This window comes from Paenibacillus sp. DP01 (assembly GCF_044784315.1).
GTDB lineage: Bacteria > Bacillota > Bacilli > Paenibacillales > Paenibacillaceae > Paenibacillus > Paenibacillus polymyxa.
In genome coordinates, this window is the sequence record NZ_CP173059.1 from 2112414 (window position 1) to 2125481 (window position 13068).

Here is a 13068-nt window from a genome sequence, read left to right on the forward strand (position 1 = left end):
ACTTTAGTAGCAATCAATCTCTACTTCTCCCCATACCATAGCTTCAGACGATTTTGAATCAGGCCAGTGAAGATTTCTTCAGCCTTTGGTACACCCGCCTGATCCAGCTCTTGGAGCATGCGGTCATACACGGCATCGAATTGATCTGGCTTGGCGAGTACAGCCTCAGGAATCCGTTTGCGTACAATGTCCTGCGACTTCTGATAAATAACATTGTAATTTGTATTGGTCGGAACAGGCATGTTGTAGGCAGCACCCCACTCTTTTACCGGAAAATCCTTTTCGTTCGGGAACAGGTCTTTCCATGTCCGAGCTTTATATGCCTGAAGGGATTCTTTTTCCGCTTGGCTATAATTTTCGGTAATCATCTCCGGATAATTGGTTGTGTAATAGTTGCCAGTAGGGTCCTTCACGCTATCGCCGTAATGTGGTCCCCATATCCAATACAAACCGATACCTGATTCTCTGCTAAAAGAAGCGTTATCTTTGTTTTTGCGTTCTTGCACAGCTGCAGGAATGACTCGTTTGCCGTTCTCTACATTGTAATGCTGGCCTTCGATTCCCCAATTACGTAAAATTTGCCCTTCATCGGAGGCCAGGAAGTCCAGAAACTTGATCGCTCGCACCGGATTTTTGCATGAAGTTGTAATGCCAATCCCAGACGCAGTATCGAAACCAATGGGCTGGAGGGAATGATCCTCGTATTGCTCATTTAAAGTGACCGGAAAGTGGGAATAGGTGTATTCATCCTTACCTGCTGCCTTGAGCGCATTTTCGGCATCCTGGTAGTTCCATTCCTGATCAATCAGTCCGATGACACGACCTGCGGCGATTTTGGATTTGTATTGATCACTTTTTTGTACAAAAGTATCCCTATCCAACAGACCTTCATTGTACATATGGTTTAACCAACGAAAATACTCTCGCTCCTCCGGGCGTTTGTAGTGAAGAATGGCTTTGTGTGTTTTAGGATCAATATAATATTCTCCATCGTCTGGTCCACCTGTAGCTGTAACTGCCGGGTTTGTCACAGTAATCTGCATTTTCCAGTCCTCGGCATCGAGTGATAAAGGGATGGTAGGCTGGCCATTGGTAGTAGGGTATTTGGCGACATAATCTTTAAGTGCTTTTTCAAAATCTTGAACGGTGCGAATTTTGGGGTATCCGAGTTTCTTAAGGGCTTGATGCTGGATTTCGAAGCCTGCTTGTGCATCAAACGCGATGTGATCTACGCCCAAATTGGTTGGGATGGTGTAAATGGCGGGATCTTCACTACTGTATTTAATACGATTAAAATAATCTCCATACACTTTCTTAATGTTAGGACCGTATTTATCAATCAGGTCGGTTAAGTCAATGAGTGCTCCGGCATCGACCAGCTTTCCAATGTCTCCTTTGGGGTACACGAGATCAGGGTACTCTCCGCTAGCAGCCATTAAGGCAAACTTTTCCTCACCTCGACCGTTAACAGCATGTTCGGCATTTAGTGTAACACCCGTTTTCTTGATAATTTCCTGCCCGACAGCGTCCTTCATGTTATTCCAGTTGGAGCTTGAGTCACCGCCAAAGAACGTTAATGTAATGGGACTGGTGTCATCGGGGTCTTCCTTTTCTGCCGTACCGCCTTTGCTATTCGCGCAGCCCGTTGTAACGAGCAGCAGCAAAGCCAGAAGCAGGATGGAGCATTGTTGTACCGACCTGTTCGTGAACATCTGCAAATCCCCCTTAATAAGTATGATTTACACAATGTAAGTGCTTTCATTAGTAAATTGTAGGAAATAAAGAACCTTACGTCAAGTTATTTATGTTTATTTGTTATGTGTTTTGTTTTTTATTAAGCAAACATATTTAATGAAAGGTGTGGATTTGTGCAAATTCATCGTTTGATGATCTAAAACAAAGTATGCTACGATGGTACCAGTTTATAGGCATACCTGTATATTTAGAAGACTAAGGTAGAAAAAGATTTCGAATAGGGTTGGGTGAGGAGATGCGTGGAAAAGTAACATTGCAGGAAATTGCGGATGCGGCGGGTGTTTCAAAGTTCGCTGTTTCACGTGCACTGTCAGGCAAACCCGGTGTAAGTGAAGAGACGAGGGCGCTGCTGGTTAAGCTTGCTGCCCAGATGGGTTATTTTCGCAGTCATCCCAAAATGACCGGGGTAGAGCCTCGGGACACAGATGCCAGAGAATGGTCGGGTACCGTGCTGGTGTTATTTCCGAATATTCGACACCAGAATCGGGAGTCCAGGTACTGGGGACCTGTATTTGAAGGGATTTCCGAGCGTCTGAACCGCAAGGGATTGGATATGATCACGTTAACGGAGCCTTCAACTGATGATATGTTTTCTTTGCTGAACCCGGAGGCCATTAAAGGGATAATCACAGTAGGAACAATTTCAACTACGTTGTTGCTGAACATTTATCGAATGGGTATTCCAGTCGTCATGGTGGATCATTGGGACTCTGCATTTTTAAGTGATGCGGTGTTTACGGATAATCGCACATGCATGAATGAATTAATGAAGGATTTGCTGTGTAGGGGTTATGCCCACTTTCAGTTTGTGGGTCATATTGACGACGCTCACAGTTTCTATGAACGTTGGGAAGCTTTTCGGTCCGCACTGGAAATGAGCGGAGTAGAATTACGGCAGAACAAAGCCCTTATTTATGGGGGAGCGCAGGCACTTGCCGAGGAAATGGACAAGTTGCCCGAGGATGAGCTGCCAGAGGTTTTTGTTTGCGCTAATGACGTGACTGCTTCGCAAGTCGTGGAAGTGCTGAAAGGAAAGGGGATTGACGTTCCGAGGCGGTGCGGGGTGACCGGGTTTGACGATACGAATGATCAAATGCCGATTTATGCCACGGTGAGAGTGGATAAGGAACTGTTGGGGATGCGAGCGGTGGACCAGTTATTATGGCGCATCATGAATCCAAGCTCGCCTGTGGAAAAAAAGCTGCTGCACGCTGATCTACTCATACGGGAAGTTCACGCGCCACGGATCAGCCGGGAAAATGATGATCGTGATCGTTCCTTTAGCACAATTAAATATAGTTGATGTGCGGATATGTGGGATGAATTCGATCCGCAGTGAAGACGAGGGAAGTCGCTTTTAGCCTGTTTAGGGGTAGAGGGCGACTTTTATTTTGTGTTTTACCGGTTGTTCCAAAAAAACAATTGACTAACTTGTTAGCTTAATGTTATTTTTGTTATGTTAATGAGTGATCCAGATGTTCCCAATCATCCTTATAGGGAGGCTTGCGACGATGATTAATGTAATAGGATTGGATGGCTGGAGGTTTAGGGAAGCACAAACTGATGAGTGGCTCAGTGCGAAAGTGCCGGGTTGTGTGCATACCGATCTTTTGCAACATGGTAAAATTCCTGACCCTTTTATCGGTATGAACGAGATAGAGGTACAGTGGGTTGATAAGCAGGATTGGATATACGAAGCCTATTTTGAGATAGATGCAAATCAGCTTCAATGTCAATGTGTAGAGCTGGTGTTGGAAGGCCTGGACACATACGCAGATGTAAGAGTAAATGGTCAAGCTGTCTTATCGGCCAATAATATGTTTCGGGTATGGAGACAGGATGTGAAGGCATTTGTTCAGCAAGGGAAAAATCGGCTAGAAATCCATTTTCGCTCTCCGATTACGGAAGATGTGCCTAAGCTGGAAAGGTTGGGCTATGGACTTCCCGCACCGAATGATCAGTCCGAGATAGGTGGCTTGTCCGATAAAAAAGTAAGCGTTTTCGCTCGTAAGGCTCCCTATCACTATGGCTGGGATTGGGGACCAAGGCTGGTGACGAGCGGGATCTGGAGAGAGGTTCGGCTTGAAGCTTGGTCTGGTCTGACTATGAGAGACCTGTTTATTCGACAGGATGAAGTGAGTACGGAGAGGGCTGAACTCACGGCAGTTGTAGAGATTGAAAATGCAGATGAGATTAGAGATGTCGAGTTGTGTATTTCTGTTGACGGCGGGGTATGGTCCAAACCGGTTCGCCTGCGGAAGGGAAAGCAAACAGTGGAGCTGGGGCTGGTGATAAAGGAGCCGAAGCTGTGGTGGTGTCGTGGACTGGGAGAGCCGCATCAGTATACGTTTGTAGCCGAATTGAAGGAGCAAGCACAGGAAGCGGTGATTGCGGAAAAATCAGTGAAAACGGGACTGCGATCGATCCGTCTTATACGTGAGCGGGATACGGCAGGCGAAAGCTTCTATTTTGAACTGAATGGAATCCCCGTGTTTGCTAAAGGAGCCAATCATATTCCGAATGACAGCTTTGCTGCCGAAGTTACGTTGGAACGATATCGGCATGAAATTGCCAGTGCAGCCGCCTCCAATATGAATATGTTGCGGGTGTGGGGGGGCGGTATTTATGAACAAGACGTATTTTATGACTTGTGTGATGAATACGGCTTGCTCGTGTGGCAAGATTTTATGTTCGCATGCAGCATGTATCCGGGGGATCAGGCTTTTTTGGACAATGTAGCCCAGGAAGCCGAAGATAACATCAAGCGATTGCGCCATCATCCTTGCATTGCGCTATGGTGTGGCAATAATGAGATTGATTCTGCATGGGCCCATTATGAAGAAAATGCAGGCTGGGGCTGGAAAAAGGCCTACACGCCTGAGCAACGGGAACGCCTATGGGATGATTATGAGACGCTCTTTCACCGGATTTTACCGGAGGCGGTAAATACCTGGGCTCCGCAGACGGCATATTGGCCCTCCTCACCGCTAATTGACCTGACCGGAGATCGAAACCAGCATGCTCATCCGTCCTCAACAGCAGGAGACATTCATTATTGGGGAGTATGGCATGCGTCTGAGCCGTTTGAGAATTATCACATACATGTGGGCCGTTTTATGAGTGAGTATGGTTTTCAGTCCTTTCCTGAATACAAGTCTGTTCGCACGTATGCGGAAGAGAAGGATTTGGAACTGGAATCTGCGGTGATGCTGGCACATCAAAAAAACGGTTCAGGCAATCGGTTGATTCAAGAATACATGGGACGGTACATGCGACAGCCCAAGGATTTTACATGTTTTCTTCTCATGAGCCAAGTTTTACAGGCAGAGGCGATGAAAATGGCTGTAGAGGCCCATCGTCGTCACAAGCCCTATTGCATGGGGACATTATACTGGCAGATGAATGACTGCTGGCCCGTTGCCTCTTGGTCGAGTATGGACTATTTTGGTCGTTGGAAGGCGCTTCAATATACAGCTAAACGCAGCTTTGCCGATGTGCTCTTGAGTGCAGTAGATACGGAACAGGGGAGTAAAGAACTGCATCTGGTTAACGATACGCTAGAGCCGATAGCAGGTACGCTGCGGCTGACGCTTTTGCATATCCGTGGCAGTCAGGCTATTCGTGATGAGAACGTTAAGGTAGAACAGCCAGCGGGCGGCGCAGGGATCGTACATATACTGCCTACCGACCAATGGCTGAATGGCCTGGATCGTACGGAGCATATGCTGGTCGCACGTCTGATACAAAACGGTGAACAGGTGGCCTCCAGCGAAATTTATTTTGCAGGCACGAAAGAGATGGATTTACCTCTGGCGAAAATTGAAGTGACAGAGATACAGGGAAGTGGGGGCAGTAGGTTCATGCTCTGTTCGGATACACTTGCTAGACATGTGTGGTTGACCGCAGAACAGGAGGGGATTTTCAGTGACAACCACCTGGATCTGGCTCCCGGTATTCCCAAAACGGTGGAATTTCTGACCTTGCGTAACGGTGCCTCCGCATTTGAGGCAGCTGCGCCAGGTGCATTGACGGTACAATCATTGGTCAATTGGATACAAGGGTAGAGGACGGTAAAAGCTTATCCGCCTTGAATACAGTAAGCATCTGTCTCCCGGGGACATGAGGTCAACTTCGGGAGAACAGATGTTTTTTTATCTTCATTTTATGCAGAGTGGAGCGCTTCCATTGAGCTTGAAGCCATTGTGGTGTACACTGTCCAGAACAGGTGTAAATTGGAACGTCAGGAAGGATGGACGGTTACAAGGAGGGAAAGTAACATATGTATGACCGTTTAAGATCGTTAAATTATCCAGTCAAACTTTATATTTTTATCGCACTGGCCTTATGCTCCGTAATCAGTACATTGTGGATCATTAACGTGCGATTGCCCTCAGGGGGCCGCCCTTATTTTTTTATTTGGTGGAATATGATGCTGGCCTGGATTCCTATGCTGCTGACGCTTTTGCTAGATGTCATCTATTGCTCGTGGAGACGGGGAACGAGGACATTTATGCTCTGGATCATAGGGGCTGGCTGGCTTTTCTTTTATCCCAATATACCCTATTTGATTACAGATTTGCTGCATGTATTCGCCAGATATCCATTTCTCGGGGAGCAGCGTTTTTGGGGCAATCCGTACTTTTGGAATCATGTATTAGGGATGCTGCTGGTAGCTGTGCTTGGCCTCACCATGGGGGTTGTATCGCTTGAATCCGTACGACAGTTGGTGCAGCGTGCTCGAGGCGGGCTTGTCAGCTGGTTGTTTATGCTGGCGGTACTCCTGCTAAGTAGCCTGGGGATTTATATTGGTCGTTTCTTTCGAGGAAACACATGGGATATTGTGTCTGCGCCGTCCCAGTTGTACACACAAATATCTTCCATATGGGCAGACTCTTTGCAACGCACGCATTTCGTGGAGTTTAGCGGGATGGTATTCGTGATTATGCTCGTTAGCTATGTATCCACGATGTGCGTGGTCTGGATGGGGAACAGCCGCCGGGACGAATGGCATCGCTGGTGATTACGATGGGGCTGAGTGGCTAATTATCATCATAAGATAAAATGTAAAGGCAAAGGAGGAATAGCTACAATGAACGGACAGAACCGATCTGATATCCGCGCTGGTCTTCAGGTGGATATTGTGCTTAAAAAGGATCAGCCCACGGGTAAGCTGACGCGAGGAACGGTGAAGGATATTTTGACCAATTCCCCGCGTCATCCGCATGGAATCAAAGTACGTTTGGCAGACGGGCAGGTTGGACGTGTCAAACATATTGTAATGAAAGAAGGATAGAGCTGTAGGCTTAGGAGGGATGATGTATGAATCAGGCAACGGCATGGTCTAAAAATGATCGTTACCCGCTTGTTTTACTTGTACTTCTGGTGCTTGCTCTCATTTGGTCCTTGGTTCGTCCGGCGGATTATTTTACATGGGTACTGGAAGTTCTCCCAGCTGTTTTGGGAGCTGTACTGCTGGCTGCTATTTACCGTCGATTTCAGTTTACCAATCTGGTATACACCCTCATCTGGCTACATGCATTGATCCTGATTGTCGGCGGGCACTATACCTATGCTGAAATGCCGCTATTCAACTGGATTCGGGATACGTTTGGGCTGGAGCGCAATTATTATGATCGACTTGGGCATTTTGCGCAAGGTTTTGTGCCTGCACTCATTGTCAGGGAAGTGCTGCTACGTAAGACGGCTTTGGGAAGCGGGAGCTGGCTCACTTTTCTAACGGTTAGTGTATGTCTTGCGATCAGTGCTGTGTACGAATTGATTGAGTTTGCCGTTGCCAAGGCAACCGGTACAGCGGCAGAGGCCTTTTTGGGAACACAGGGAGATATATGGGATACTCAATGGGATATGCTTCTTGCGTTCATCGGTGCCCTGACAGCGGTGATTTTGTTAAGCGGGGTACATAACAAGCTGCTCAAGCAGCTAAAGGTGTAGCAGGGTTTCTGGAAAGTCCAATATTTTTGAGGGTTATATTCGCGTCACAGGGTAACTGTCGAGATGTAGGGTCGCTGCATCCATGTAGCTGTCCAGCAGCCGCTCAAAAATACGGTCCCATGTCTGCTCCAGACTGTATGCTCTACCGGTTCTGGACAGAAAGTCGCGAAGTGGGGCATCCTCGTACAACAGGAGTACAGCTTTGGCAAAGGCAGCCGCGTCCCCAGCTGGACACAGTAGCCCTGTTTCCCCATCGATTATATTGTCTTTGACCCCGCCTTCATTTGCCCCAATCACGGGTGTGCCACTGGCCATAGCCTCCAACACGACGTTACCGAAGGTTTCTGTAGTGGAGGGAAAGAGGAATACATCGGCTGCAGCGTAGAGTTCAGCTAATTCCGCTCCTTTTACAAAACCAAGCCAGTGAACTGTGTGCTCTGGCACCCCGATATCTGCTGCAGTTTTGTACTTAAACAATGGGCCATCTCCTGCAATGACCAGTACTGAGGCTGCGCGGACGTCGTCGGGTAACTGGAGATAGGAATCCAGTAACGTGTCTATCCCCTTTTCCGGTGCAAGTCTGCCCACATATAAAATCACAAATGCGTCTGCACGAACGCCCCATTTTTCCCATATCGCTTCGCGATTCACTGTGGGCTGGAAGCGGTCGGTATCAATTCCTCTACCCCAGATTTCGAGCTGTCCCATTCCTTTATTGCGCAACAATTCCATGGTTGACCGAGAGGGGACATATACCCTTTCACAATGTCTGTGAAACCAGAGCATGTATTTCCATAATGCAGGTTCAAGCCAGCGAAGCTTGTAATATTCGAGGTATTTATCAAAGTGGGTGTGATAGGAGGCGACGAGTGGAATATGGTGTTTGGCAGCGTAGCTTGTTCCATACAAGCCAAGGTTAAACGGAGTAGCGACATGAATTAGATGCGGGGAAAAGGCTGACAGGCGCTCGTTGATTTGTTTGGCATTAGGGATCGCAAGTCTGCATTCCCGGTACAATAAAAAGGGAATACTTCGAAATCGCTCCACGCCCGGCCCCGAGGACAGATGATGATCTGCCTCCGGTGCGAAGACAAGCGTAGATACCCCATGTGTCTCCAAATAGCCAATCCATCGTTCCAGTGTCAGAGCAGCGCCATTGACATCAGGCGTATACGTGTCTGTAAATAATGCGACTCGAAGCATGCCTTCATTCCTCCTCCGCCATTCTCATTTATCCTATGATGTTCCAGGGGAGTCCGCTTGGAGGCTCCGGCTTTTATTGTGTCATGATTTTGTTTACGGGCTTGCTGGGTTTTGTAAAAGTTGGCCTGCGGACAGGCGCTCTTCTCAGATTTTACTAATCCATGGCACGATAAGTTCCTCTTGTGAGGTTGATGCATATAGGTTAATTCTGTTGATATGTATCCTAGTAGGAGCTGTACATTTCATAAATATTCCTAATCTCCGATGGTTTTGGGTAATAATAAAACATGGACTTTGTCTTGAAATTTCATTATAGTAATTCGGTATGAATAAATTTGAAGGGTAAGCAGGAGGGATGGCTGTGGCTTTTGGAGCACGGGTGTTAAAAACGGGAATCGCAGTGACGCTCGCCCTTTTTCTGAGCACGCTTTTGAACACCCATTCGCCTGTGGGGGCAGCGATAGCCGCTATTTTTGCCATGCAACCGTCGATATATAGGTCGTGGCGTTATTTTCTGGATCAACTCCAAACAAGCACATTAGGTGCAATCATGGCGTTGCTGGGCGGAATGGTATTTTCGAATGAGCCGATTGCGGTCGGACTGGTATGTGTATTGGTACTTATGATATGTCTGAAAATAAACATGGCTGATACGGTTGGATTGACACTTGTGACCGTTGTTTCTGTCATGGAAGCTTCAGGGGACTGGAAATTTGCGGTAACCCGCTTTGCGCTGACTCTGATCGGGATTGTGTCTGCTTTTGTCATCAACATTACCGTTTTTCCTCCCAAACCGAAAAGGCAGTTTATCAATCAGATTCAAAATGTATTTAACAGCATGTCCTTGCTGCTGCGAACTGCCATTTCCGATGAGATTAAGGAGTCTGTCTTTAGAGAGGAAAAAGGAAATTTGGAGGGAGCTATTAAATCACTCTCGGATAAATATCATTTGTTCGAAGAGGAGCAGAAAAAGCTCAAGCGCACCAAGTTCAGTCAGACGAGACAAATGGTCGTATACAAACAAATGCTCGAAAGTTTGCACAAAGGTTACGAGGTCTTGGATGCGGTGGAAAGGCACTACTTCCAATCTTTACGTCCAGAGGGAACAGATGCGTTTTTTGACGATCATCTGGAGCGGCTGATTCGTTTCCACGAGCACGCTCTGCTGAAATTCGAAAATAAACTGAAACCAAATGAGGATGAAAGTGAATTGTTTCAGCAGGCTAACGGTGATTTTATGAAGCATGCAATTACACGTTTTGACCATTGTCAGGAGGGAATGCTACGACTTTCCATCGTAGCTGCGACGATGTACGACTATGGTCATCAACTGGAGCGATTGAGCAGACTGGCCGACCATATTCATCCTGTGGAAGAGAGCCGATAGGCGATTTCGGAAAAAAGAAAAGGCGACCGTATTCATCAATCAGATGGACGGTCGCTTTTTTATGTAATGAATTTAATAAAGTAGGAACAGGCTAATGGAAGGTTGCCAGAAAGCACAAAAAAAGCCCACTGGTTGCGAACAGGGACTGAACTTGCTACAATAGAGGATGCTATGTTTTACATCGTAAAACCGTATTGCATAAGTTGTTAACACACTACTTGTTACATTATAGCATGCTTCAAAGGAATAGTCAATTTTCCCGGATCAGGGGGATGCGATGAGTATGCCCGGGTCCATAATAGAGCATAGTTTGTACGCAAGGGAGCCCTGCGCGGAGCAGGAGGAAACGGAACAGGAGCGATGTCAGTGACTACTGAGCAGCAATGGAATGAGGAACAACGAAGAGTAGAAGATGTGACCGCAGTCATTAGCGGGCGTATTCGGAAGCTGGAGACAGAGGTTGGTTCTGTGCGAGGCGATGTCGTCGATATGCGTAAAGACTTCTGGGATGAGGTAACGATCAATTTCAGTGAGGCGGATGATGTGGGAGAGACGTCCACCAGTTTGCGTCAGCAGTCTGAGATTTTGTCTGAGCGGGAACGAAGACACAAGCATTCCACTGAGGCGTTAGGTCGTTTGAAAAAGTTGCTTGACTCACCTTATTTTGCACGTATTGATTTTGCTGAGGAAGGGCAGACTGCGGAGCGTATTTATCTGGGGATTGCCTCCCTGCTGGATAACCAGGATGAGGAATTTCTGATCTACGACTGGCGCGCACCTATTTCGAATCTTTATTACGATAACATGCCAGGTCCCGCTTCTTATAAGACCCCAGCAGGAGAGATGGAAGGAGAACTGACGCTCAAACGCCAATTCTCGATCCGTGACGGACAGATCCGCTTTATGTTCGATACCGGCGTCACCATTGGAGACGAACTCCTTCAAGCCGTATTAAGCCGGAGCTCGGATGCTCAAATGAAAAGCATTGTCGCCACCATTCAAAAGGAGCAGAATCGCATCATTCGTGATGATCGAAGCCGGATGCTGATAGTTCAGGGAGCGGCAGGAAGCGGTAAAACCTCCGCTGCGCTTCAGAGAGTAGCATATTTGCTATACAAGTATCGGGATCACTTGCGAGCAGATCAGGTCGTGTTATTCTCGCCAAACCCCATGTTCAACAGTTATGTTTCGACAGTATTGCCTGAATTGGGTGAGGAAAATATGCTTCAGGCCACATTTCAGGAATATTTGGAACGGCGTTTGGGCCGGGAGTTTCAGCTAGAAGATCCTTTTGAGCAGCTGGAATATGTGCTATCAGCGTCGTCACAGCCTGGGTATGAGGCTAGGATGGAAGGTATCCGCTTTAAGTCATCCAAGACGTTCTTACATGTGATTACAGGCTACAAAGCGCACCTGGAACAAAAGGGAATGCGTTTTAAACCGGTTCGTTTTCAGGGACGTGAGGTGATTTCAGTAGAGCAATTGGCAAGCAAGTTTTATGGATTTGACTCGGCTGTGCGGCTGGCGAACAGATTGGAGCTGCTGCGTGATTGGATGCTCAAAGAACTGGCTCGCTTTGGTAAGGAAGAATGCTCCGCTCCTTGGGTGGACCAGCAGATGGATCTGATGGAGCCGGAGGATTATCAGCGTGCATATAACCGCATGCGCCGGAAATCCAAGAATAAAGGCGATACCTTCGACGACTTTACGCGTGAAAGAGAAATATTGGCGCGTATGGTGGTCAGTGATCGCTTAAAGCCCCTGCGCAAGTGGATTAAGGCACTTCGCTTCGTGGATACAACCCGTCTATACAGCGAGCTGTTTATGAACGAGACGTTATTAAGCGAACTGTCGAATCATGCAGAGCTGCCCGTCAACTGGAGTGAAATTAGTCGGCAAACTCTGAAACGCATTCAGGCTGGAGAACTAGCGTATGAGGATGTGACGCCCTTTTTATATTTGCGTGAGCTGATGCTGGGCTTCCGCTCCAATAGCAACATCCGTCATGTGTTTATTGATGAGGCACAGGACTATTCACCATTCCAGCTGGCGTTCTTCAAACGATTATTTCCACAGGCTAAAATGACAGCACTGGGCGATTTTAATCAGGCTATCTATGCCCATGCTTCGGTGCTCCAGGATGCAGAACCATTGTATGACCTGTATGGAGCAGAACAGACCGAGATGATTTCCCTGACACGCAGCTATCGTTCCACACAGGAGATTGTAGAGTTTACCCGGGGGATGGTAGCAGGAGGGGAGCATATTGTTCCGTTTAACCGTAAGGGTGAGAAGCCCCTGGTAACCGAGGTGAACTCGCGTGAAAAACTGCATCAACTGATAACTGAGAATGTTACAAAATTGCTGGCAGAAGGCTATGAATCCATCGCGGTGATCTGTAAAAATGCTGATGAAAGCGCGGCAGCCTACGAAGCACTAGAAGGACAACTGCCAGTAAAGCCAAAATTAATTAAGAAAACAACTCCCGCTTTTGAAAAGGGGATTCATATTATTCCGGCCTATCTGGCGAAAGGCGTGGAGTTTGATGCCGTTCTCATTTATGACGGATCGGCCCAAGTATACCAGCGTGAGAGTGAGCGTAAATTGTTCTACACGGCCTGTACGCGAGCGATGCATTTGCTGCATATCTATAGCATAGGGGAGATTACGCCATTCGTGAGTTCGCAGGAATCGGAGACGTATATCCGTAAAGTGAAATAAAGTGACCAGGTTCTTTAGGGGCGGCTGGCAATATTGAGCGTATTCCAGTA

Annotated in this window: 9 protein-coding genes; 7 read left to right on the plus strand and 2 right to left on the minus strand. The window is 47.3% G+C overall.

Features of this window, described 5'->3' with window-relative positions; all coding sequences use genetic code 11:
* Positions 1–20: 20 nt before the first annotated feature.
* Positions 21–1712, minus strand: a complete 1692-nt coding sequence (locus tag ACH59B_RS09555) for an ABC transporter substrate-binding protein (RefSeq protein WP_031463280.1) — start codon at positions 1710–1712, stop codon at positions 21–23.
* 278 nt (positions 1713–1990) lie between these two features.
* On the opposite strand from ACH59B_RS09555, the gene ACH59B_RS09560 reads away from it, so the two are divergent.
* From ACH59B_RS09560 to ACH59B_RS09580, 5 genes are all read left to right on the plus strand, one after another.
* Positions 1991–3058, plus strand: a complete 1068-nt coding sequence (locus ACH59B_RS09560; RefSeq protein WP_016819186.1) for a LacI family DNA-binding transcriptional regulator — start codon at positions 1991–1993, stop codon at positions 3056–3058.
* A gap of 208 nt (positions 3059–3266) precedes the next feature.
* Positions 3267–5819, plus strand: coding sequence for a glycosyl hydrolase 2 galactose-binding domain-containing protein (locus tag ACH59B_RS09565; RefSeq protein ID WP_404303626.1), 2553 nt, complete (start codon positions 3267–3269; stop codon positions 5817–5819).
* 215 nt (positions 5820–6034) lie between these two features.
* A complete protein-coding gene (locus tag ACH59B_RS09570; RefSeq protein ID WP_404303627.1) occupies positions 6035–6775 on the plus strand; it encodes a DUF1361 domain-containing protein in 741 nt (246 codons plus the stop codon).
* Between the two features lie 69 nt (positions 6776–6844).
* On the plus strand, positions 6845–7048 hold the full coding sequence (locus tag ACH59B_RS09575) for a YwbE family protein (RefSeq protein WP_016819189.1): 204 nt from the start codon (positions 6845–6847) through the stop codon (positions 7046–7048).
* A gap of 26 nt (positions 7049–7074) precedes the next feature.
* Positions 7075–7707 (plus strand): DUF2238 domain-containing protein, encoded by a 633-nt coding sequence (locus tag ACH59B_RS09580; RefSeq protein WP_404303628.1) that lies wholly within the window; start codon positions 7075–7077, stop codon positions 7705–7707.
* Positions 7708–7740: 33 nt separating this feature from the next.
* Here ACH59B_RS09580 and ACH59B_RS09585 read toward each other — a convergent pair whose 3' ends face one another.
* Positions 7741–8910, minus strand: coding sequence for a glycosyltransferase family 4 protein (locus tag ACH59B_RS09585; protein WP_404303629.1), 1170 nt, complete (start codon positions 8908–8910; stop codon positions 7741–7743).
* A gap of 355 nt (positions 8911–9265) precedes the next feature.
* Between ACH59B_RS09585 and ACH59B_RS09590 the strand changes: the two genes are divergently transcribed.
* Both ACH59B_RS09590 and helD read left to right on the plus strand, forming a co-directional pair.
* The gene (locus ACH59B_RS09590; protein ID WP_031463284.1) at positions 9266–10297 is read left to right on the plus strand and encodes an aromatic acid exporter family protein; all 1032 of its coding nucleotides are present in this window, start codon (positions 9266–9268) and stop codon (positions 10295–10297) included.
* Between the two features lie 360 nt (positions 10298–10657).
* Entirely contained in the window at positions 10658–13018 is a 2361-nt protein-coding gene (gene helD / locus ACH59B_RS09595; protein WP_228552605.1) for an RNA polymerase recycling motor HelD, read from the plus strand.
* Positions 13019–13068: the final 50 nt, after the last annotated feature.

Bases quoted from the DNA above. Each gene is read 5' to 3' on its own strand.
- ACH59B_RS09555 (WP_031463280.1), bottom strand. From the start codon at position 1,712: ATGTTCACGAACAGGTCGGTACAACAATGCTCCATCCTGCTTCTGGCT.
- ACH59B_RS09560 (WP_016819186.1), top strand. From the start codon at position 1,991: ATGCGTGGAAAAGTAACATTGCAGGAAATTGCGGATGCGGCGGGTGTT.
- ACH59B_RS09565 (WP_404303626.1), top strand. From the start codon at position 3,267: ATGATTAATGTAATAGGATTGGATGGCTGGAGGTTTAGGGAAGCACAA.
- ACH59B_RS09570 (WP_404303627.1), top strand. From the start codon at position 6,035: ATGTATGACCGTTTAAGATCGTTAAATTATCCAGTCAAACTTTATATT.
- ACH59B_RS09575 (WP_016819189.1), top strand. From the start codon at position 6,845: ATGAACGGACAGAACCGATCTGATATCCGCGCTGGTCTTCAGGTGGAT.
- ACH59B_RS09580 (WP_404303628.1), top strand. From the start codon at position 7,075: ATGAATCAGGCAACGGCATGGTCTAAAAATGATCGTTACCCGCTTGTT.
- ACH59B_RS09585 (WP_404303629.1), bottom strand. From the start codon at position 8,910: ATGCTTCGAGTCGCATTATTTACAGACACGTATACGCCTGATGTCAAT.
- ACH59B_RS09590 (WP_031463284.1), top strand. From the start codon at position 9,266: ATGGCTGTGGCTTTTGGAGCACGGGTGTTAAAAACGGGAATCGCAGTG.
- helD (WP_228552605.1), top strand. From the start codon at position 10,658: ATGTCAGTGACTACTGAGCAGCAATGGAATGAGGAACAACGAAGAGTA.